At 56.9% G+C, this 22,367-nt stretch carries 18 protein-coding genes, 1 tRNA gene and 1 pseudogene; 14 read left to right on the plus strand and 6 right to left on the minus strand.

Annotated features, from left to right (window positions below; genetic code table 11):
- Positions 1-241: 241 nt before the first annotated feature.
- Positions 242-523, plus strand: coding sequence for a thioredoxin domain-containing protein (locus IEW06_RS21005; protein WP_187732631.1), 282 nt, complete (start codon positions 242-244; stop codon positions 521-523).
- A 187-nt stretch (positions 524-710) separates the two neighbouring features.
- Positions 711-902, plus strand: a pseudogene (locus IEW06_RS11365) (FAD:protein FMN transferase); the annotation flags it as partial.
- 161 nt (positions 903-1,063) lie between these two features.
- Here the strand turns inward: IEW06_RS11365 and IEW06_RS11370 are convergent.
- From IEW06_RS11370 to IEW06_RS11380, 3 genes are all read right to left on the minus strand, one after another.
- The gene (locus tag IEW06_RS11370) at positions 1,064-1,789 is read right to left on the minus strand and encodes a LytR/AlgR family response regulator transcription factor (RefSeq protein WP_187732632.1); all 726 of its coding nucleotides are present in this window, start codon (positions 1,787-1,789) and stop codon (positions 1,064-1,066) included.
- Positions 1,758-2,489 carry a sensor histidine kinase gene (locus IEW06_RS11375; protein WP_223284648.1) on the minus strand — a complete coding sequence of 244 codons (732 nt, stop codon included), beginning with the start codon at positions 2,487-2,489 and terminating at the stop codon, positions 1,758-1,760. The genes IEW06_RS11370 and IEW06_RS11375 overlap by 32 nt, the downstream gene beginning before the upstream one ends.
- A 353-nt stretch (positions 2,490-2,842) precedes the next feature.
- A complete protein-coding gene (locus IEW06_RS11380) occupies positions 2,843-3,007 on the minus strand; it encodes a hypothetical protein (protein ID WP_187732634.1) in 165 nt (54 codons plus the stop codon).
- A gap of 41 nt (positions 3,008-3,048) precedes the next feature.
- On the opposite strand from IEW06_RS11380, the gene IEW06_RS11385 reads away from it, so the two are divergent.
- Positions 3,049-3,978, plus strand: coding sequence for an ABC transporter ATP-binding protein (locus tag IEW06_RS11385; RefSeq protein ID WP_373285358.1), 930 nt, complete (start codon positions 3,049-3,051; stop codon positions 3,976-3,978).
- Positions 3,975-7,586, plus strand: coding sequence for an ABC transporter permease/M1 family aminopeptidase (locus tag IEW06_RS11390; protein ID WP_188548305.1), 3,612 nt, complete (start codon positions 3,975-3,977; stop codon positions 7,584-7,586). Before IEW06_RS11385 ends, IEW06_RS11390 begins: the two co-directional genes overlap by 4 nt.
- A 431-nt stretch (positions 7,587-8,017) precedes the next feature.
- Here the strand turns inward: IEW06_RS11390 and IEW06_RS11395 are convergent.
- Positions 8,018-8,094: transfer RNA gene (locus IEW06_RS11395), tRNA-Ile, on the minus strand.
- Positions 8,095-8,156: 62 nt separating this feature from the next.
- On the opposite strand from IEW06_RS11395, the gene IEW06_RS11400 reads away from it, so the two are divergent.
- The 3 genes from IEW06_RS11400 to IEW06_RS11410 are packed head-to-tail and all read left to right on the plus strand — an operon-like array spanning position 8,157 to position 10,733.
- Positions 8,157-8,846: an HAD family hydrolase gene (locus IEW06_RS11400; RefSeq protein WP_223284650.1), complete on the plus strand. Its 690-nt coding sequence runs from the start codon at positions 8,157-8,159 to the stop codon at positions 8,844-8,846.
- Positions 8,824-10,074 carry a site-2 protease family protein gene (locus IEW06_RS11405; protein WP_229743113.1) on the plus strand — a complete coding sequence of 417 codons (1,251 nt, stop codon included), beginning with the start codon at positions 8,824-8,826 and terminating at the stop codon, positions 10,072-10,074. The genes IEW06_RS11400 and IEW06_RS11405 overlap by 23 nt, the downstream gene beginning before the upstream one ends.
- Before the next feature lie 35 nt (positions 10,075-10,109).
- Complete coding sequence (locus tag IEW06_RS11410) at positions 10,110-10,733, plus strand: hypothetical protein (RefSeq protein WP_187732635.1); 624 nt, start codon at positions 10,110-10,112, stop codon at positions 10,731-10,733.
- A gap of 57 nt (positions 10,734-10,790) precedes the next feature.
- On the opposite strand, the gene IEW06_RS11415 is transcribed toward IEW06_RS11410, so the two are convergent.
- The gene (locus IEW06_RS11415; protein ID WP_187732636.1) at positions 10,791-11,987 is read right to left on the minus strand and encodes a phosphoglycerate kinase; all 1,197 of its coding nucleotides are present in this window, start codon (positions 11,985-11,987) and stop codon (positions 10,791-10,793) included.
- 173 nt (positions 11,988-12,160) lie between these two features.
- Between IEW06_RS11415 and IEW06_RS11420 the strand changes: the two genes are divergently transcribed.
- From IEW06_RS11420 to IEW06_RS11450, 7 genes are all read left to right on the plus strand, one after another.
- Entirely contained in the window at positions 12,161-12,763 is a 603-nt protein-coding gene (locus tag IEW06_RS11420; RefSeq protein WP_188548306.1) for a porin family protein, read from the plus strand.
- 82 nt (positions 12,764-12,845) lie between these two features.
- Entirely contained in the window at positions 12,846-15,602 is a 2,757-nt protein-coding gene (locus tag IEW06_RS11425) for a D-alanine--D-alanine ligase family protein (RefSeq protein ID WP_188548307.1), read from the plus strand.
- Between the two features lie 361 nt (positions 15,603-15,963).
- Positions 15,964-16,749 (plus strand): PASTA domain-containing protein, encoded by a 786-nt coding sequence (locus IEW06_RS11430; RefSeq protein WP_187732638.1) that lies wholly within the window; start codon positions 15,964-15,966, stop codon positions 16,747-16,749.
- 68 nt (positions 16,750-16,817) lie between these two features.
- The gene (locus IEW06_RS11435; protein ID WP_187732639.1) at positions 16,818-18,671 is read left to right on the plus strand and encodes a T9SS type A sorting domain-containing protein; all 1,854 of its coding nucleotides are present in this window, start codon (positions 16,818-16,820) and stop codon (positions 18,669-18,671) included.
- 107 nt (positions 18,672-18,778) lie between these two features.
- Positions 18,779-19,075, plus strand: coding sequence for a rhodanese-like domain-containing protein (locus tag IEW06_RS11440; RefSeq protein WP_187732640.1), 297 nt, complete (start codon positions 18,779-18,781; stop codon positions 19,073-19,075).
- 229 nt (positions 19,076-19,304) lie between these two features.
- Complete coding sequence (locus IEW06_RS11445) at positions 19,305-19,754, plus strand: MarR family winged helix-turn-helix transcriptional regulator (protein ID WP_187732641.1); 450 nt, start codon at positions 19,305-19,307, stop codon at positions 19,752-19,754.
- Positions 19,755-19,788: 34 nt separating this feature from the next.
- The gene (locus tag IEW06_RS11450) at positions 19,789-20,220 is read left to right on the plus strand and encodes an organic hydroperoxide resistance protein (protein WP_187732642.1); all 432 of its coding nucleotides are present in this window, start codon (positions 19,789-19,791) and stop codon (positions 20,218-20,220) included.
- A 62-nt stretch (positions 20,221-20,282) separates the two neighbouring features.
- Here IEW06_RS11450 and IEW06_RS11455 read toward each other — a convergent pair whose 3' ends face one another.
- Positions 20,283-22,205, minus strand: a complete 1,923-nt coding sequence (locus IEW06_RS11455) for a RecQ family ATP-dependent DNA helicase (RefSeq protein WP_188548308.1) — start codon at positions 22,203-22,205, stop codon at positions 20,283-20,285.
- Positions 22,206-22,367: the final 162 nt, after the last annotated feature.

The raw sequence follows: 22,367 nt of genomic DNA on the forward strand, positions 1-22,367 counted from the left end.
CTGATGTAGGGAACACGGTTTGCGTTTTTAATCCGGTTTTAATATCTTCTCTCCTCTATTTTTCCGCCATGCGTTTCCTCTCGTTTTGTCTGTTGCTGCTGCTAACCATAGCGGGCGCGCAGGCCCAGGCGCCGGTCATCACCTGGCACACCGACCTTGCCGGGGCCTTGCAGCAAGCCAAGGCCACCCACAAGCCCGTGCTGGCGTTTTTTCGGGCTCCGACTGGTGCAAGCCGTGCATCATGCTCAAGCAGGAAGTGTTCGATCAGGCGGAGTTTCAACGCTATGCTCAAAATCGCTTCGTGCTGGCCCGCTTCGATTTTCCGCGCAGCAGGAAAAACAAGCTGCCCGCGGCGCAGCAGAAAGCGAACGAGGAAGCGGCGGCCCAGCTCAACAAGGAAGGCTCCTTCCCGCTGGTGGTGCTGCTCTCGCCGGAGGGAAAGGTGCTGGCCAAAACCGGCTACCGTCCCGGCGGCGCGGCGGCCTATGATGCTTACCTCACGCAGTTGTTGGCCAAAAAATAAGCCCCATGTGCACCTTCCCCAAGTGGTCTGCCAGCCTTCTAGGCACGAGCCGCGCTACTTGTGGTGCTGGCTGGGGGGCAAATTTCGGCGACCCCGGCGGCAGCCAAGCCCCGCAACTTCACCCGCTCGGCCTACCTGATGGGCTCGCACTTTACGTTCACGGCCGTATCCGTACTGGGACTCAACTTCGCAGATCACGCAAATCAACCGCCAAGCCGGCCTGCAGCCCGTGGTGGTCGATCAGGAAGTGTACGACCTGATTGCGCGTACGCTCAAGCTCTCGAAACGCAGCGGCGGGGCATTCGATATCACCTTCGCCGGGGGCCATGCCGATGTCCCCCGGCGAGTACGTCTCCGTCAGTTCCCAGGCCGATACTGAACGGGGCGGGCTCTGCTACCGCTAGTGTTGCTGGTGAGGGGCTCCTGCGGTATTGGGAGATCCTGGTTTCATGAGCGGGTCGTGCCGCGAGCCAACCGCCTCGGATAATAGAATCCGCAGCGGCCTGGTGTATATACCGGGTTCTTACAAACTCACCCTACTCAAAGCCCCTTCAGCATTTTATAAAAACCTTCGGCATAGGTATCACTGATGGGAATGAGGTGGTCGGCAATTTGAATCCGGTTTTTCTCGATGTGGTCAATTTTGTCAATGGCGACCAGGAAAGACCGGTGCACGCGGGCAAAATCCTGGGCGGGCAGCAGTTCTTCCAGCTTGGCAAAGCTGAGCAGCGTCATAATCTTCTCTTCCCGGGTATGAAGCCGCAAATAGTCTTTCATGCCCTCCACAAAGAGAATATCGCGGGTCGCTACTTTCTGGATGCGGTGGCCGACCTTAAGAAAGATATACTCCTGCTCGGGCTTGGCTTCCGCTTTTTCTTCCTTCTTTTCCAGGGCGGGTGGGGGGCTTTTTTCCTGGTACAAACGTAACACGCCCTTGTAAAACCGCTCAAACGTGAAGGGCTTCAACAGGTAGTCCTTCACCTCCAAGTCGTAGGCCTTCAGCGCATACTGGTCGTAGGCGGTCGTCAGGATAATCAGGGGCTTGGGGTTGAGCATCGGGATGAAGCTTAGCCCATCCAGATCCGGCGTGTTGATGTCCAGAAACAGCAGGTCGGGCTTGTCTGCCGCCAAATGAGCGGCGGCCTCCAAAGGGCTCACGAAGGTACCTTTCAACTCCAGGAAAGAGACTTTTCGGATGTATTCTTCCAGTATTTCCTGGGCTAGGTGCTCGTCCTCAATGATGTAGCAGGTGAGCTTGTCTTTCATGAGCCTGTACTTGAAGACCGTGGATGGTGAGCGTGACGGTGAAGGTTTCGCCCGTGTTCTGAATAGTCAGCGTATGCTGGCCAGGATATAACAAAGACAGCCTTTTCCGGACATTGGGCAACCCAATGCCGCCTGGTTCTTCCAGCGGATTAGCCGATTTTAGGCCGATGGGGTTCTGCACGCGGAAGGCCAGGACATCTTCTTTTACCTCCACTCTTACCTTCAGGTCGCCGGGCTCCAACCGGGCGGGGCTGTGCTTGTAGGCGTTTTCCAGCAGGTGAATGAACAGCAAGGGAGCAATGTAAGAGGATTCCGTCGCCCCCGCTATCTGCAGGTCGACCACCGGACTGTTCTTGTAGCGGAGCTGCTGCAAACTCACGTAATCCCGCAAATAGTCCAGTTCCCGGGTTAGCGGCACCGTGGCCGCATTCGACTCATAAATCATGTAGCGCATCAGCGAGGCCAGGTGCATGACCGCCTCCGGGGCGGCGGGCGCCTGCTTATACACCAGCGTGTGAATGTTGTTGAGGGTGTTGAACAGAAAGTGCGGATTGATCTGCGACTTCAGGTAATACAGCTCCGCCTCTACGGCCTGCTTTTCCAGCTGCTCTTTCTGGATGGTATTGAGCACCAGCGTCTCCGTGACCCGGGCCAGCCAGCTCAAGAAGAGAAAGATGGGAACCGTTGTAATCAGGCTCATGGAATAAAACCCAAAATCAAACGGCTTTTGATGGAAAAGCAAAAAAGGCAAAGGCCCGGTCAACGCAATTCCCGCCAGCGGGAGCCAATAGTCTCGGTCTTTTCTCTGACTGGTATACTGAGTTAATAGATAAAAATGACTGTAAAAAACATACAGGCAGGTCGCTATAAATCCGGCGGTGGTGGAACGCCAGTGGGCGTCGGTGTCACTATGTAGTTGCAAGCCAACCAACAAGGTGAACAAGCCCCAGACGAATAGGTGAATTAGCCAGAAGATTCTTTTGACGCGTTCCATCGCACAAAGGTGGGGTTTTCGGCGGTTGCCCCGGCCACCGTCTCGACCAGCTGGTAAGGCTAATCTACGAGCGGCGCAAAGGAGCCGGCCAGTGCGTTGGCGGCAGCAAAGCCTGAGTTGGTCGAGTGCTTCTCCGCATCAGCATATTGCATTTCGCTATCCGCTTCGGTACTAATTGCTTCGTCCTGAAACAGAGAAAGCAGGCATTGATCAAAGTGCTTCACTTCCCTCCTGCTGAAAGATAAACCGAAGCCAATCCGATACCATGGGAAAGCACCCGCTGGGCCTGACCATCCGCAACGTCTCCAAAAAGTATGCGAATGGCGTGCAGGCATTAAATAATGTAACGCTGGATATTCCGCCGGGCATGTATGGGCTGCTCGGCCCGAACGGCGCGGGCAAATCAACCCTTATGCGCACGCTGGCCACGCTGCAGGAGCCCGATGGGGGGCAAATATTTTTGGGAGACATCGATGTAGTAAGCCAGAAGGAGGCGGTGCGCCAGACGCTGGGCTACCTGCCCCAGGAGTTCGGCGTGTACCCCAAAGCCAGCGCCGAGGAACTGCTCGACTACTTCGCGGTGCTGAAAGGAATTACCAACCGGGCGCTGAGAAAAGCCACCACCGAGGCCCTGCTCAAGCAAACCAACCTCTGGGACAAGCGCAAGCAGAAGCTGGGGGGCTTTTCCGGGGGCATGAAGCAGCGCTTTGGAGTGGCTGTGGCCCTGCTGGGCAACCCGCGGCTGCTGATCGTCGACGAGCCCACGGCGGGCCTGGACCCCGCGGAGCGCGTGCGTTTCCTCAACCTGCTCAGCGAATTAGGGGAAAACAGCGTGGTCATCCTTTCCACTCACATTGTGGAAGATGTATCGGAATTATGCACCAACATGGCCATCATCAACCGGGGGCAGATTTTGCTGGAGGCGCAGCCCCTGGAGGCCGTGGCCTCCCTCAACGGCCGCATCTGGCGTACACTGACCGATAAAAGCAACCTGCCGGCGCTGCAGCAGGAGCACCAGATTATTTCGGCCAAGCTCTTGAGTGGCCGCACCCTGGTGCACGTGTATAGCCTGGATATGCCCGGCAACGGCTTTGAGCCGGTGGAGCCGGATTTGCAGGATGTGTATTTCAGTGCCCTGACGGGCTGCTTCGGCCCGGCCAGTGCGCAGCCGATAGTGGAGAGGATAGCGCTATGAGGCTCCAACGGATTTTTGCGCTGGAATTCAGTTACCAGCTCCGCCGCGCCACCACCTGGCTCTACTTCGGGGTACTGTTGGTGATTGCTTTTCTGATTGTCGTTGCCAATTACGCCTCCGATGCGCGGGACGGGTATTTTTTACTTAATGCGCCCATCGTCATTGCGGCTGTCACGGTGATATGCAGCGTGAAGTGGCTGGTAATCGGCGCGTCCGTGGCGGGCGACGCGGCCGCCCGCGATGTGCAGACGCGCATGCATTCGCTTACCTACACGGCCCCCACCAGCAAAGCGGTCTACCTGGGCGGGCGGTTTCTGGCCGCCTTCGCCCTCAGCGTCCTGCTGCTGCTCGCTATTCCGCTAGGCATACTCATTGCCATGCATTTTTCCGGAATAGAGGCTGATATTCTGGGTCCGTTCAGGGCGGCAGCCTACCTGACTACCATTTTCTTTATTCTGTTACCCAACGCCTTTTTCGCGACGGCCCTGCAGTTCTCGCTCTCGGCGCTTAGCCGTCGAGCCATGGCAAGCTATCTGGTAGGGGCGTTCCTGTTCGTAGCAGCCTACATAGTAGGGCAAGGGCTGCAGAATACGGGGCAGTGGGGAAATCTGGTAGACCCCACGGGCTTCACCCCGGTGCTGAGCCATCTGTCCAATGACTGGAGTCCGCTGGAGAAGAGTACGCGCCTGTTCCTGTTGGAGGGTTCGTTTCTCGCCAACCGCCTCCTGTGGCTCGGCATCTCGCTGGGCGTGCTGGCGTTCACCTTTTTCCGTTTTCAGTTCGTGTTACCGGAAGCCAGCCAAAAACAGCAGCCGGTGCCACAGCCACCGGTAGAAGCGGCGGCCCGGGAGAAGCTCAGTTGGGGAACCGGGGAAGCGCTACCGCCGGCCAGGGGCGCGTATAGCTGGGCCACGCAGCTACGGCTCATCGCCTGGAAATCCTTTCTGCAACTCGCCCAAAGCAAGGCCGGTTTTCCCCTACTGGCCGTCCTGGCCCTGATGATGGCGCTGGCCCTGCCCGGCAATCTTAAGGGCCGAGGCGTGCCCTTGCTGCCCCGCACCGACTTTGTGCTGAATTCGCTGACCTCCTCCCTCACAGAACCAGAGCCTTTTTGGATTCTCATCGCTTTGCTAACCATTTTCTACGCCGGAGAGCTGGTCTGGCGGGAACGGGAAGCGGGCCTGAGCGACATTGCCAACGCGGCGCCGGTGCCGGAATGGGTTCTTTTCCTGAGCCGCTTTCTGGCGCTAAGCCTGATAGTAGTAGGCTGGCTGGCCTTCCTGATGATAGCGGGAATAGCCGCGCAGGCGGGCATAGGCGGGGCGAGGGCCGAAATCGGGCTGTACGTGCAGGTATTGTTTGGGCTACAGCTGGTCGATTGCCTGCTTTTGGCCCTGCTGGCCCTCTTGGCGCACGTGCTGGTCAATCAGAAATACGTGGGTCACTTAGCGGCACTGTTGGCCTATGGCTTTATCGCCTTCGCCCCCAACCTGGGCATCGAGCACAAGCTGCTCGTCTTTGGCGCCAGTCCGCCGTGGTCCTACACCGATATGGCGGGTTTTGGCTCGTCGCTGGCGCCCTGGCTGTGGTTTAAAGGGTACTGGGTAGCGTGGGCGCTGTTGCTGGCGGTGGCTGGGGGGCTTTTTTGGGTACGAGACCGGGAGGGCAGTTTTGCATCGCGGCTCCAGCTGGCCCGTCGGCGCTTCACGCGTTCCACCGCCCTGGTTGCGGCAGTGGCTCTGGGGGGCATTTTTACCCTGGGCGCGTTCGTCTTTTACAACACCAACGTGCTGCACGGCTATCTAAACTCCTCAGAGGCCACGGCCCAGCGCGCCGCCTACGAGCAGCGCTACCGCCGGTACCTGAACGCGCCCCAGCCTCTGCTGACCGGAGTAAACCTACAGGTGGAAATCTATCCGAAGCAGCGGGCAGCGGCAATAAAAGGCACCTACCTGCTGGTGAACAACAGCCCGGCCCCCATCGACTCGGTGCATCTGGCTACCGGAACGGGCGTGGAAACCACCGCCATCAGCTTTGACCAGCCCTTTAAGCAGGTTCACTTGGACGCGGAGCATGGCTACCACATGTACGCCCTGGCCCGGCCCCTGCCCCCCGGCGATTCGCTACGCCTCCGCTTTCAGGTGACGCACAAACCGGGGGGCTTTTCCAACAACGGAGCCGACGCACAGGTGCTGCAAAACGGCACCAGCTTCCGGAATCTGGAGTGGCTGCCGGTGCTAGGGTACCAGCCCTACCGGGAGCTGGATGAGGCCGGCGCCCGGAAAGCCTATGGCCTACCCGCCCGGCCCGCCACCTACTCGCTCTACGACGTGGTGGCTCGTGGGTATGCCCCATTTCCCGAGCAGATCAGCTTTGAGGCCGTAGTGGGCACGGAAGCCAACCAGACGGTAGTGGCGCCGGGCACCTTGCGCCGGACCTGGATTAAAGCGGGCCGCCGCTACTTCCATTACGCCACCGATGCGCCCATCCGGAATGAGTATGCCTTTTTCTCGGCTAACTACGCGGTACAGGAAGGAAAATGGCGCAGCTCGTTGGCAGGCCCGAATCAGGAGGTTGCCATTCAGATTTTTTACCCCCCAGGGCAAACGGAAAACCCGGCGCGGATGGTCCGGAGCGCGCAGGCTTCGCTGGATTATTATACCAAACAATTTGGGCCCTACCCGCACCGTCAACTCCGCTTTGTTACCCATGCTAGTTATGCCTTCGGGCACCACGCCGCGCCCATGAACATCACGGCGGAAGAAGGCTTTTTCCTGCTGAACCCGAAGGCTGACGAGCGGGGCTTTGACCTGGTGACGGCCGTGGTGGCGCACGAGGTGGCCCACCAGTGGTGGGGCAACCAGCTCAAACAAGCCTACGTGGAGGGAGCCGGCCTGATCACCGAAAGCCTGGCGTGGTACTCGGCCTTGGGCGTACTGGAGCACAAATACGGTCCGGAGCACCTACAGGCGCTCCTGCGTTTCCTGCGGGAAGAGAACAAAACCCCACGCACCCGGGCCGCCAAGCCCCTGCTGCAGGCCGACGACTTTTACCAGAACTACCGCAAAGGACCTTTCGCCCTGTACGCGCTAAGCCAATACATCGGATGGGACCGGGTAAACGGGGCACTCCGCAAGTTGCTGGCCCAGCACCGCCCCGGCACGCGTCCCTTCGCAACCTCACTGGACCTCTATCGGGAGCTGCAAGCAGCCACACCCGACTCGCTCCACCCGCTCCTGCACGACCTCTTTGAGGCCAACACCTTTTGGGAGCTGGAGACCGAATCCGCCACCACTCAACAGCTGAAAGGCGGCACCTGGCAGGTAACGCTCAACTTGCAGGCCAGCAAGCTGGTAGTGGATAGCGCCGGCACCGAAACGAAGCTACCAATGAAGGATTGGGTGGAAATCGGCGTCTTCGCCCCCGCCGCGGCGGGGAAGGAAGTCGGCAAACAGCTCTATCTGCAAAAGCACCTTATCAGGTCCGGCCAGCAGACGCTCTTGTTGATGGTCCCTGAGCGACCCGCTCAAGTTGGTTTGGATCCGCGCCAGCTATTAATTGATGGGAAGCTGCAAGACAAATACAAAGCCGTGCAGTCAAAAAATTAGCCCTTTAACAGCTTGTCACTTTTAAGTATCAATATAATGATGAAAAGAGGGCAGCAAAAGAACGTTAAGACTATCTATTCGCCAGAAGTAGGCAGCTGTACGGCAAAATCGGATGTTTTGCCTATCTGTTTAACACCACCCGATCTTGTCCGATAATTAGTACACGCTCTACAAATTCGCTAATTATTGGCGATGGTTCACAGGAAACTCAGTGGAGCGGGGCCTGCGACCGCAGCAACTGCGCGTTTATTATACGCTAACCCTGACTTTTCCCGCCGAGATGAACTTACTACGATTTATCTTCTCGTTGCCATCAATAAATGGGCGTGAAAAAAGATTTTAATGGCAACCGAGCAATACTATACTGTGATGTGTTCCATATAAATTATTAAACCCCATAAAACACTTATTATTAGCGTTTTATGGGGTTTTGGTGGGCCCACTTGGAATCGAACCAAGGACCTACTGATTATGAGTCAGTTGCTCTAACCGATTGAGCTATGGGCCCGGTGCGTTGGCAACCGTATAGGTTGGTTTCGGCGGTGCAAACTACGACTTTTGCCCGTCAATTTGCAACGCTATTCTCTAAAAATGCCCCCCAGCCCTACTTCGCGCCGCCTGCCAAACTTGCTTTTCGACTTTGGCGGCGTGCTCATCAACATCGATTATCAGCGCCCGATTGAGGCCATGCGTCGCCTCACCAGCGTGGGCAGCACCATTGAGTACAACCAAAAAAATCAGTCGGAGCTGTTTGACCTACTGGAAACTGGGCGCATTACGCCGGCCGAGTTTCGGGATGGTTTGCGCAGTGGCTACCAGCTTACGGCCACTGATGAGGAACTGGACGCGGCTTGGAACTCTATTCTGCTGGATGTGCCTGCTGACCGGCTGGCTTTGCTGGCTGAACTGCACAAGCAAGGACACCAGATGGCGCTACTCAGCAACACCAACGTGATTCATATAGAGGAAGTAAACCGGCGGCTGAAGGTGACGTATGGGTTTGAGCACGGCATTGCCGATGTGCTGGACCGCGTGTTTTACTCCCAGGAAGTAGGGTTGCGTAAGCCCGGCCCGGAGATTTTTGAGCATGTGCTGCGCGAAATGAACTGGCAGGCCGAGGAAACTCTTTTCATCGAAGACAGTTCTCAACATATCGAAACGGCGCAGCGCCTGGGCTTGCACACGCTCTTCCTGGCCCCGCCACTCACGCTCACCGAAGCTTTGCCTGCCGCTATCCGTGCCTTCCCTCCCTCTGCCTGACGCCCCGGTGCCCTCGCCTGAAAATGCCCCCCAGCGACCCCGCTACCGCGGCTACTTTCGTCGCCACCGCGGCGAGTTCAACGCCTACAAGCCCCCCACGCCGCGCTGGCGTGTGTATACACTGCATCTGCTGCTGTTTGTTATCACGCTGATAACCACCACGCTGGCCGGGGCGGAATGGATGACGGGCCGTACGTTTTTTGATCCGCGCACGGCGGAGTCGCTGAGCGTGTGGCTTACGCGGGCCGAAATTCGGGAAGGGCTGTGGTTTTCGCTGCCGTTTCTGGGGGTGCTTACGGTGCACGAGTTTGGGCACTATTTTACGGCGCGCTACTACAAAGTGCGGGCAACGCTGCCGTATTACATTCCGTTTTTTACGGGCTTCTTTAATACCATCGGTACGTTTGGGGCGGTCATTCGCATCAAAGACCGGATTTTCTCCCGCAAAGAGTTCTTCGATATCGGGCTGGCGGGGCCGCTGGCTGGTTTTCTGGTGGCTATACCGGTGCTGATGTACGGCTTCACCCATTTGCCCCCGCTGGAGTACTTGTTTCAGGTGCACCCTGAGTACCGCGTATATGGGGCCGATTATGCGCAGTATGTCTACAAAAGCGCTGACGGCGGTGGTTTGGTGCTAGGTAAGTCGCTGATTTATCAGTTTCTGGAATCGTGGCTGGCTGACCCGGCGCTGCTGCCCCACCCCAATGAGCTGATGCACTATCCGGTACTGCTGGCCGGCTCGCTGGCGCTGTTCTTTACGGCCCTCAACCTGTTGCCGATTGGGCAGCTCGATGGGGGGCATATTTTGTACGGCTTGCTGGGTTTTCAGCGCGCTAATCAGGTGTCGGCCATACTCTTTATCGGATTTATCTTTTATGCCGGACTGGGTCTGTTTACGGTTGATAGCTCGAATGACTCGCTGCTCTATGGCGGACCGATTTATCTGCTTTATCTGTTCACGGTATTTCGGCGGGCAGTGCCCACGCCGCGCCGGGCGCTGATGCTGGTGTTGGGCGTATTGGCGGCCCAATTGGCGCTGAGTCTGGCGGTGCCGGGCATTGAGGGTAATCCGGGGTGGCTGGTGTTCGGGTTTCTGCTGGGCCGCGTGATGGGCATTTACCACCCGCCGGCCCCCGACGAAAGTCCGCTGAGTGCGGGCCGTAAGGTGCTGGGTTGGGTAATGCTGGCTATTTTTGTGCTCTGCTTCACGCCTTCGCCCTTTGGCTAAGTCGGTGTTTGCAACATCGCTTGTTTTCTTACTCTATGCTACTTGAACAACGCCGCCTGACGCAAATCACGCAGCTGGCACTTCGCCCCCACGGGCTATATATCTGTCGAAAAGACCGGCGTGGTCTGGTTACGCTGGAAGTGGAGATGCCTTACGAGGAGGTGCTGCCCGTGCGCGTGGAGCGCCGCCAACACCGAGTGATTTCCCAATGGCAAGTGCTGGGGTTTGTGTTCTTGTTACATGCCTTAAATAACGGCTTGAGGCAGGCAGACGATTTGTATACGCTAATTGCTTTTGGCGTTAGCATAGCTGCAATGGCCATATATTGGTATGGTTGCCGCAACTGGTGGAATCACTTTATTCTGAGCACCACCCACGCCCGCGTGGTGCTGGTCGACCGCCCCAATGAGCGCAAAGCCCTCTTCTGCTTCACCGAAGCGCTGGAGCAGCGTACTAAGGATTACCTGCGCGAAAACTACGGCAGCATCAACCCGCTGGGCCTGATTGAGCCCCAATTACAGCGGCTGCGCTGGCTGCACAAGCTGGAAGTCCTCACCGACAAAGAAGCCCGCGCCCTCTCCACCCGCCTCACCGGCCGCATGGACAATTCACCGCTTCTGAGTATGGGTCAGGAATTGGAAGCACCCTATGCGAATTAGAAAAAGCCCCCCAGAAATGTTTCTGGGGGGCTTTTTTGTACTGTTGATCGACAGATTCTAACGTCCTTCCAGCGCAGCTACGCCGGGCAGTTCTTTGCCTTCCATGTACTCCAGCAACGCGCCGCCGCCGGTGGAGATGTAGCTTACGCGGTCGGCGTAGCCCATCTGGTTGACGGCCGCTGCTGAGTCGCCGCCGCCGATGAGACTGAAGGCGCCGTTGGCGGTAGCCTCGGCAATAGCAGCTGCTACGAACTCAGTGCCGGCTGAGAAGTTCGACATTTCAAACACGCCCATCGGGCCATTCCAGAGGATAGTGTGGGACTGGCGAATGATGGCGGCGAAGTTCTCGCGCGACTCCGGGCCGATGTCCAGACCCATCCAGCCGTTGGGAATGTGGTGGTTGGGGGCCGTTTCTACGTTGGCGTCGTTGGCGAAGCGGTCGGCAATGAGCGAATCGGTGGGCAGCACGAGGTTTACGCCTTTGTCTTTGGCTTTTTGAATCAGATGGAAAGCCAGATCGAGCTTATCGGCTTCGAGCAATGAGCCGCCGATGTCGCCGCCTTCCGCCTTGGCAAAGGTGTAGGCCATGCCGCCACCGATTAAGAGATTATCAACCTTATCTAGCAGCTGCTCAATTAGTTGAATCTTATCAGAAATTTTGGCGCCGCCCATAATAGCGGTAAACGGACGCTCGGCCTGGGTGAGCACGCGGTGAGCATTTTCCAGCTCGCTTTGCATCAGGTAGCCCGCTACGCGGTCTTGGGGGGCAAAATACTGCGCGGCCACGGCCGTGGAGGCGTGGCGGCGGTGCGCGGCGCCGAAGGCATCGTTCACATACACGTCGCCCAGCTTGGCCAGTTTCTCGGCGAAGGCAGTGTCGCCGGCTTCTTCTTCCTTGTAAAAGCGCACATTCTCGCAAAGCAGAATCTGGCCGGGTTGCAGCGCAGCGGCCATTTTAGCGGCGTCGGGGCTCATCACATCATTGGCAAACAATACCGGCGCGCCGTATTCCTCCTGCAAGCGCGATACGATGCTTTGCAGGGAGAATTTCTTTTCCGGACCACCCTTGGGCCGGCCGAGGTGGGAAAGCAGAATGACGCTGCCGCCATCGGCCAGAATCTTGCGAATGGTGGGCGTAGCGGCCCGGATGCGGGTGTCGTCGGTGATGCGCAGCTCGTCGTCGAGGGGCACATTGAAATCGACGCGCACCAGGGCCCGCTTGCCGGCGAAGTTGTATTGATCGAGAGTTTGCATATAAAGAAAAGGATTAGGTGTAATGCTGCACTACGGCGCCGCGTAGTTCGCTTTTTTTTGATACGGATACAAAGGCAACTACGTAGATCGAATCAAATGCTGCCAATGACTTTCTACCTTTATCGGCCAGTACAACCCTCTACCGGCTACACTTAGCAAGTTGTTTTTATTTTATGAAGCACAAATACCTTTGTTTGATCCCCGCGCTGTTTCTAACCCACTTAGCCTTCGGACAGCAGCTACGCTTTGGCGTTAAAGGTGGCCTTAACTATGCCAAACCACGCATCAGGAATGTTGTCGGGCCCGACCGATTGCTGGGTATCAACGGTGGCGTGGTCTTACGCTATTCTTTTGCAACGGACGGCTTCTGGAACGTTCAGCCCGAATTGCTATTCTCCGCGAAAGGCGCCAAGGATAAGTACGGCAGAACAGTTACGGGTGAGCGCGCTACGTACAACTACCGCCAAAACTATCTGGAATTGCCTATTCTGGCGAAAATTAATACCCACGGACTCACCTTCGAAGCCGGCCCGCAGCTCGGGTACTTGCTCAGCTTTAGCGACAACAACGATAACCCGCTATACCAGCGGCCGCAGCGGCAGGACTACAACAGCGTGCAGCTAGGGTATATCGTTGGGGTGGGCTACGAACTGCCCACAGGCTTGAGCCTGACACTGCGCTACTCCGACGACATTACCGGCATTTATGCTGCATCTGCTGCTCCCCGAAATTCTGTTTTGCAGGCGCAGTTGGGTTACCTATTTGGCATGAAATAGCCATGCGCCTTTAAACGCAGGCGCCAAGCGGCCACGCAGCAACGTTAAGCCGCTCGAAATTCCCCGTACCTTTGCCCTACGTATGAAAATAGGCATCTTCTTCGGCGGCCCGTCGCGTGAGCGGGAAATATCCTTTGCGGGCGGCCGCACTGTGTACGATAATCTGGACAAAGGCTTGTTTCAGGCCGTGCCCATCTTTGTGGACAGCCGGGGCAATTTCATTTTGCTCGACTGGCACTACATCTATAAAGGCACCATCCGGGACTTTTTCCCGCCCGTATCGACCCTGCCGCCTTCTGAGCACCGCTTGCAGGTGTATCTGGAAAGTCTGGGCGAGCTAAGCCAGGAAGAGCAAGACCGCATCATTGCGGAAGTTGGCCGGCGCGTGCAGCCCCAGGAGCTGCGTGAGCTGATGGATTTCGCCTTCCTCGCTCTGCACGGCCCCGGCGGCGAAGATGGCGCCATCCAGGGCTTGTTGGAGTGGTACGGCATTCCGTATTCCGGCTCCGGCATTCTGCCCTCCGCTTTCGGTATTGATAAAATTGCCCAGAAAAAGCTGCTTCACGCCCTGAACCGGCCCACCCCCGCTTTCCGCGTCATCAGTACGGAAGAGTGGGACGCCGCTGACCCGGAAGCTACGCTTGACTACCTGGTGCGCGAGCTGGGCTTGCCGCTGGTGTTCAAAGCGCCGCGCCAGGGTTCGAGCATTGGCGTTTCGATTCTGCGCGAGAAAAATGCCCCCCAGTTTGTGGCGGCCGTTGAGCGCAGCTTGTTTCGCAAAACGCTGACGCGTGCCGAGTGGCAGGGCAAGAGTGACGAGCAAAAGATTCTGTGGCTACAGCAGCTCACCGATATCCGGGAAGGCATTGGCCTACCAGTTACGCTGGAAGTTAAATTTGAGCAGTTAGAGGTGAGAGGCGAGAATTTGCCCCCCACTAACGACCAAATCATTTATCATCCCGAGAAGCTGCTGTACACCCTCAACGAGCAGTTTGAACGGGCTGAGCAGGTGTTGCTAACCAACATCGATGGTGAGTCGCAGGTGCTGGTGGAGAGCTTCGTGGCGGGACGCGAGTTTTCGTGCATTGTGGTCGAAGATCCGAACGGTGAGCCGCTGGCTTTGCCCCCCACCGAGATCGTGAAGGGCGAGGAGATGTTCGATTACCGCTCCAAGTACCTGCCCGGCCTGAGCCGCAAAATCACGCCCATCGACCTGCCGGAAGACAAGATTCAGGAGATTCGGGAGGCTTGCCAGGAGATGTTCCGCACCTTCGGCTTTCAGGTGTACGCCCGCTTGGATGGCTTTATTCAAGCCAGCGACGGCAGCTTGTTCCTGAATGACCCGAACACTACCTCGGGCATGTTGCCGGCATCTTTTTTCTTCCATCAGGCCGCCGAAATCGGGCTCAATCCGTCCCAGTTTCTAACGTATCTGATTCGCACCTCGCTGGCGGCGCGGCGGCGCGCAGGTATGCAGCCAGTGCGTCTGGGGGGCATTTTGGCCCGCCTCGATGCGGCCGTGGCCTCGCGCCAGCGGCAGGAGCAGCAGCGCACCAAAGTAGCCGTGATTATGGGCGGCTATTCCTCTGAGCGCCATATTTCGGTGGAAAGCGGCCGTAATATCTACGAGAAGCTAAGCTCCTCCGTAAAGTACGAGCCCATCCCCGTTTTCCTGACAGGCTCAGCGCAGGAACACAAGCTCTACGTGCTGCCTATTAACGTGATGCTCAAGGACAACGCCGACGACATCCGCGAAAAAATTGAGTACGCCGAAGCCGGCCACGAGTTGCACCCAGTGTTGGCCAAGATTCGTCGGGAAGCAGAGGCTATTACTGGCACTTACGCAGGTCAGCCCACGGCCCAGCCCCGGCGTATTTCCTTCGAGGGGCTGGCCGAAATGGTCGATGAGGTGTTCATTGCTCTGCATGGCCGGCCCGGTGAAGATGGCGCTTTGCAGAAAGAGCTGGAGCAATTTGGTTTGCCCTACAATGGCTCCGGAGTCGAGTCGAGCAGCATTACCATCAACAAATTCGAAACGAACCGCCGCCTGCGTGAGGCCGGCTTGCGCGTAGCTGAGCACCGCATGGCCAACCGCCTGGAGTGGCAGGCCGACGCCGAAACCTTCTACCGCTCGCTGGAAACGCAGTTTCACTATCCCTTCATCGCCAAGCCCGCCGACGACGGCTGCTCTTCGGCGGTGAAGAAAATCAAGAACCGGCAGGAGCTAGAAGCTTTTAGCCAGCTCATCTTCCGCGACCAGGAAGACCTGCTGCCCGAAGCGGCCCGCACCCTGCACCTGGGCTTTAAAGAGGAGTTTCCACAGAAAGATGCTTTCCTGGTGGAAACCCTCATCAGCCGCGACGGCGCCCAGCATTTCCTCGAAGTAACCGGCGGCTTGCTTACCCACTGGCGCCCCGATGGCTCCCTGAACATCGAAGTGTTTGAAGCCTCCGAGGCCCTGGCTACGGGCGAAGTACTGAGTCTGGAAGAGAAATTCCTGGCCGGCGAAGGCCAAAACATCACGCCCGCCCGCTACGCCCCCGACCCCACGGAGCGGCAGCGCATTTCGGAGGAAGTAAAAAAGGAGCTGCGCCGCGTAGCCGAGGTGCTTAATATTCAGGGTTATGCCCGCATCGATGCTTTCGTGCGCGTGCGCGAAACCGGTGCCGTGGAGGTACTAATTATTGAGGTAAACTCGTTACCCGGTATGACGCCCGCTACTTGCATTTTCCACCAAACGGCCCTCAACGGCTACACGCCCTACGATTTCATCGACCGGATTCTGGAATTCGGCAAAGAGCGCCAGCGCAAACTACAAGTGGAAACCAAAAGCAAGTAGCACGACAACTCCCCTCCTTGGTAAGGAGGGAACGCGACGCCGCAGGCGACGCTGGGGTGGTTACGGCCGTTGTTTAGTTGCTTAGCTTGAACAATGAAAGTCAGGCGGTCATGCAGAGCACAGCGAAGCATCTCGCGTGCTGATGTTGAGTCACTAATCTTAGTAAACACGCGAAATGCTGTGCTCTGCATGACCGCCTTCAGAAACAGATAAACAACATCAGCAACGATTCAACCACCCCAATTTCCGCTACGCGAAAATATCCCCTCCTTGGTAAGGAGGGGAGTTGGTCGTTCTTTCCGCTCTTCCCGCTAATTTTGCTTCTCCTAACTTCTAGCTCCCAGCTCCTAGCTTCTCCCTAATGGCTTTTCTTAAATCCGATACCCCACTCGACGTTCTGAAGCACTTGGTGGTAATTGGCTTGGCGGTGGCTTTGCTGCTGTTCGGTTTCTTCTTTGTGTACCTGCCCATGACCACCAACCACGGCGAAACTATCGTGGTGCCCAAGATTACTGGCATGCGTCAAAGCGACTTGGAAGACTACCTCGACGAGCGCAACCTGCGCTACTTTGTCGACGATTCCAGCTACAGCCCCAGTATCCCGGCTTATACGGTGCTCACGCAAGATCCGGCCCCGGGGCAACAGGTAAAGGAAGGCCGCAAGATTTACATCTCGGTGAGCATGAAAAACCCACCGGTCATCAAAATGCCCAAGCTGACGGAAGGCTCTGTGAAGAATGCACAGATGATTTTGGCGAGCTACGACCTAGTAGTAGGCGAAATCCAAAAGGTACCCGATCTGGCCCAAAACTCGGTGTTGAAGCAACTGGTGAACGGTAAGGAAATAGCGCCAGGCTCACCCATTGCCAAAGGCACGCGCGTAGACTTAGTGGTAGGCGACGGTCAGGGAAATCAGGAGTTTCCAGTGCCCAATGTCATCAATATGCCTGCTGATGAGGCCTCTACCTTACTCGTAGGTCAGGGCTTGCAGGTGGGTGAGATTTTCTATCAGCCCGCTGAGGAAGGCCAGGTGGAAGGCACCATTGTAAGGCAACGCCCCGTTGCCGCGCCTGGCGCTACCATTCGCATGGGGCAGCTGGTCGATTTGTGGGTGGCAGGCAACGAGCCTCTGAAGGCGGTGCAGTAAAAAGCTTGCTACGCTTCTTGCAAAATTTCTCTGATCCGCAGCCGTTTACCTTGCGTAAATTGCTGTCTATGATCTACCCGAAACTTCTACTATCCTTACTCACGGTTGGCTTGCTGGTGCCTTTAACTGGAATGGCGCAAGTAGTTACGCCACTCGATGCAGATCCAAGCCGCCAATCTACTATTCGTACACCTCCCGTAGCGCGGCGCGGCACGGCGGTAACCTTGCCTTTATTCGATGATTTTGCCCCCCAGGGTGAGGGTTTGCCTAACCCGCAGTTTTGGGAGCCAGGCGGGGGCACGCTAGTGAATAACCGCTTTCCGGTAGCGCCGCCATCCAGGGGCGTGGTCACCTTCGACGGGCTCTCGGCTACTGGGCAGCCCTACGGTAGTTCCTCGGCGTATAACGATACCGATACGCTCACGTCCCAGCCCATTGACTTGAGTGGTCTTTCGGCTGCTAATGGCGTGTATCTAAGTTTTTTCTGGCAATCGGGAAGTATTGTGGGTCCGCCTAAGGCTAACACCGGGAGCCAGCCTGTGCGCCTGGAATTGGAAATGCTGGACAACACAGGCCTGTGGCAGCAAGTGTGGGTACAGCTGAGCACAGGAGCGCGCACCAATTTTCAGCAGCAGCTTATTGCCGTCGACCAGGCCCGGTACCTGCATCCGGCTTTCCAGTTTCGGTTTCGGGCGACGGGCAACCTTGCCAACACCCGCGACGCCTGGAGCCTCGACTACATCCTGCTGAACCGGGGCCGTTCTGCCACCGACAACTCCTTCCGCGATATTGCCACCAGCGCTCCGCTCACCAGCCTGCTGCGGCGCTTCGCGGCTATGCCCGTAGAACAGTTTAACGCCAATGCCGCAGGAGAGCTAAACCCAAACACGTTTACAACCATCAACAACTTTGATGTGGGCCCCGCTCCTACGCCTATTGCTTGGAACGGCACATTGCAGGTGCTACCAGCTGGCCCAAGGGCTACTTTCCTGACAGGTAACAAGTCGCTGTCGGCAAGGCAGCAGCAGGACGTAATTGCGGGCGATGTGCGCATTTCTCCGTTGCCAAATACGCCTGCTGCCAAGCGTGTTACGCACCGTATTGCCATTCAAACCAACGAAACCAACCCGCTTACTTTATCCAACGATACTATTTCGCGCGTTACGGAGCTAGCCGATTTTTACGCGTACGATGATGGCTCGGCGGAAGCTACCGTAAGTTTGCCGGCGTTGTCTACGGGGCCGGCCAGCTACCTCGCCTACCGCTTCGACCTGAACCGCCCCGACCGGGTACGGAGTGTGCGGATTTATCCGTCGCCAACGGGTGTCAACCGCGTGATCACAATGAATGTGTGGGATCAGGACCCGCAAACGAATCTGCCTACGGCCGAGCCGAAAGCCTCCCAGACCTTTACCATTCCGGCAAATTTGCCCCCCGGACAAGCGTTTGTTGATATTGCTTTTCTGCAGCCCGTGAATGTGAGCGGCACTTTTTATGTGGGCTATGGTCAGGCGTCACTGGGCTTTTTTATTCCTTTTGGCATCGACCTGAACAGTACAGTCCCGGAAGGTTACTTGCTGACCAATGCGGCCAATGCCTGGACGGTAACCTCAACAACGCCCGCAGGTGCGCCCCTGATCCGGCCAGTAATGGCGGGTAGTACCGTTACGGCCGGCACCAATCCCGCCCTGGCTGCCAGCATCAGCGTTTATCCTAATCCGAGTGCTGGGCTGGTGCGGGTGCAGGGTCGCTATCTGCGCGTTGCGGTGCTTGATGCTGTAGGTCGAGTTGTCTGGGAGCAAACAGACGCGCAAGCTGGCCAGTCAGAGCTTGACTTACGAAATCTGCCATCTGGCGTATATATAGCGCGATTTTTACTTCCTCAAGGGCAGGTTGTTACGAAGCGTTTAGCACTAAATTAATACACTAGGACACAACAAAGAAAGGTTGCGCAATGGATGAGTTAAATTTTCTTCCTAAACTACGCTCCGAAACCGACGCCACTCCTCCACAAACAGTCCCCAATACTATGAGCGATATTACTTCTGAAGAGTTGAAAAAGCGGCAGGCCGCTGGTGAAAAGCTGGTCATTCTGGACGTACGTGAAGGCTGGGAATACGAAGAATCGCGTATTGAAGGCAGCCAGCACATTCCACTGGGCTCTTTGCCTCAGCGCGTGGATGAGCTGGAAGACTTTAAAGAAGGTGAAGTCATTGTGCACTGCAAGGGCGGCAGCCGATCCAACTCAGCGAAAGCTTTCTTAGCCCAAAATGGCTTTCGCAATGTGCGCAACCTGATTGGGGGCATTACCGCTTATCAGCAATAAGAAGCCAAATACTCGCTGTTGAGTTTGCTGTTAGCCATACGTATCAACGGCAAAAAGCCCCCCAGCCGCTTACTGTCGGCTGGGGGGCTTTTTGCCGTTGATGTATTTCATCTTTTTAAGTAAGATCAAAATATTTCCTGCTCACTATCAAATAGTTAAAGCAATTTAGCATATTTGGTTGTACACAATTTAATTGTACGCGTATAGGTTGCAAATTCATTCCTAATCCATGACCAAGGAGGCCAGCGCATCATCCGAATCTTTGCTGAAGCTGGACAACCAGTTGTGCTTTCCGCTGTATGCGCTTTCCCGCTTAGTGACCAAGGCCTACCAGCCTTACCTCCAGGCTCTTGACCTCACGTATCCACAGTACCTTGTGCTGCTCGCGCTGTGGGAACATAGGGAGTTGACGGTTAAAGCATTGGGCGAGAAACTCTTGCTCGATTCCGGCACTCTTACTCCCTTACTCAAGCGCATGGAGCAACGCCATCTGCTCAGCCGTACCCGCGACGCGCACGATGAGCGGTCGGTGCGCGTCGCGCTGCTGCCTGCTGGTCAGGAGCTGCGCGCTAAAGCCTGTGAAGTGCCGCAGCAGATGTTGCACAAGCTCCACCTTTCGCCAAGTGCGGCAGAATCTTTACGTACTCAGCTTCAACAGCTTATTTCTGATCTCACTTAATACGAAGTGAGCATTTTCCATTTCTAATACACTCATGAGTTACCAAAAACTGTATACCGCCAAAGCCAGAGCAACCGGCGGTCGTGACGGCCGCGCTATTTCGTCCGATAATGTCATTGACCTTGCCCTAACCACGCCTAAAGAAATGGGCGGTCCGGGTAAGGAAGGCGCCACCAACCCTGAGCAGCTATTCGCCGCTGGCTACGCAGCCTGCTTTGATAGCGCTCTCAACCTCGTAGCTCGTTTTGAGAAGCAGACTATTGCGGGCAGCTCCGTAGCCGCCGATGTCAGTCTGGGCCACGTAGGCGACAAATACGACATTGCCGTAGATCTGCACGTCAATATTCCCGGCTTAGAGCTAGCGCACGCCGAAGACCTGGTGGCCAAAGCGCATCAGATCTGCCCTTACTCCCGTGCTACTCGCGGCAATATTGAAGTAAACCTAACGACGACCACGCACGCCTAAGCGATTGTTACATAAAAAGAGGGCGCAGCCAATTGGCTGCGCCCTCTTTTTATGTGCTGATGTTATGCCCGCAGTTTTCCATTCGGTTCATACTGGAGCACGCGTGTATCCACCAGCTCGCGCAGCAGTTGGGTAACGGTTTCAGCTTGCTGGGGGGCAAATCGGGTGAGTAGCTCGCGCGGGGTCTGGGGGGCTTTTTGCAGCAATTCCACGAGCTGCGTGCGCAAAGCAGGACTGGGGGCAGACGGTTGCTGAGCCTTCTTTTTGGCCAGGCAAAAGTCGCAGACCCGACAAGCAGGGGCGTCCATCTCGCCAAAATATTCCAGCAATAACTGCTGCCGGCACCGGCCCCCAATGCTGTACTGAATGACGGCTTCCGTCTGGTGCTGGGCCAATTCGCGGGCCGCCCGCAGGGCCGGCTGATTCAGCGGGAGCTTGTCTACATCGTGTCGCGGGGTGGTAAACAGGGCCTGGGGGGCATTATGCTGGGGCTGGTACTGCAATATGCCCGAGCGATGCAGAAACAGCAGCAGTTTGCGCACCTCCACCACGCTCAGGCGCAGGTGCTGAGCTAAGCTGTTCTCCGATATTTTCTGAAAGCCCGCAAAGATTTCGCCCCCGTTCATGCGCAGCAAAGACTTAATCAGCTTGTCGTGAGTCGCGTTGGCCACCTGAAACCGGTACAAGTCGTTGTGGTCAATGGGGATGTACACGCGTGCCGGGTTGTTCACCGCTTCGTTTATCTGCACCAAACCTTGCCGCGCTAGCGCCTTCAAGGCATTATGCGCGTCGAGGGCTTTGATGCGGTAGGTTTCAGCAAACTGCTGAATGTCGAAGTCAAACGCCACCAGCTCCCCACCCCCCACAGCCGTGCGCGAGAAGTTGGCCAGGGCCTGATATACGCGGCGCACAGTATCCAGAGGCGGGTGAGCCAGTTCGGCACGGCGGCGCTGCTCGGCCGCCTCATTGGGACCAGCCAGCAGCACGGCAAAGGCGTATTTCTCGTCGCGCCCGGCGCGCCCGGCTTCCTGGTAGTAAGCTTCCAGCGTATCGGGCGCGTCGAGGTGCACGACGAGGCGCACATCAGGCTTGTCGATGCCCATGCCGAAGGCGTTGGTGGCTACTATGACGCGGGTTTTGTTCTGCATCCAGTCCTGCTGGGTGCGGTGGCGCTGCTCGCTGGGCAAACCCGCGTGGTAAGCCGCCGCCGACACTTTGTGGTGCTGCAGAAATGCCGCCGCATCTTCCACCTGCCGGCGCGTGCGCCCGTACACGATGGCCGTTTTGTCGGGACCTACACCGCGCAATACTTCCTGTAAGCGGCGCAGCTTATCCTCGGTTTGCAGGACAGAATATGACAGGTTAGGCCGGGCGAAGCTTTGCTGAAAAACCTGGTGATTAGGCCCAAACCGCAGCCTTTCGATAATGTCCGCTTTTACGGGCTTAGTTGCCGTAGCCGTAAGGGCAATGACCGGCACCTTGGGCAGCAACTCGCGCAACTCGGCAATCTGGAGATAAGGCGGCCGGAAATCGTAGCCCCACTGCGAGAGGCAGTGCGCCTCATCCACGGCCAGCAGGTTCACCTTCATCTTGGCCACCCGCACCCGAAACATCTCCGTCAGCAGCCGCTCCGGCGACACGTACAGAAACTTCACCGGTCCGTACACGCAGTTATCCAGCGTCTGGTCGATTTCCTGGTGGCTCATGCCCGCGTACACCGCTTCCGCCTTTATGCCCCGCGCCCGCAGCTGCTCTACCTGATCTTTCATCAGCGCAATCAGCGGCGACACCACCACGCAAATGCCCTCCCGCGCCAGCGCCGGCACCTGAAAGCACACGCTTTTGCCCCCCCCAGTCGGCAACAAGGCTAACGTATCCTGTCCCGCCAGCACCGACCGAATAATATCCTCCTGCAACGGCCGAAACGCCGTGTGGCCCCAGTGCTGGCGCAGCAAGTGCAGGATGTCGTCGGTGGGGAGAGGCATGGTAGGGCAAAGGTAAGGCTGGCCGGGCTAGCCCCAACTCAAACCGCAACTCGTGTTTAGCTAAAGAAGCGTAAGCATTACTGCTTCCATAACAGTCACAATGCTCAAACTCCCGTCTTTAGGTTGACACAAAAAAGTCTCTATTATAGGAGCCGGAGCCAT

The organism is Hymenobacter qilianensis, assembly GCF_014638675.1.
Taxonomy (GTDB): Bacteria; Bacteroidota; Bacteroidia; order Cytophagales; family Hymenobacteraceae; genus Hymenobacter; species Hymenobacter qilianensis.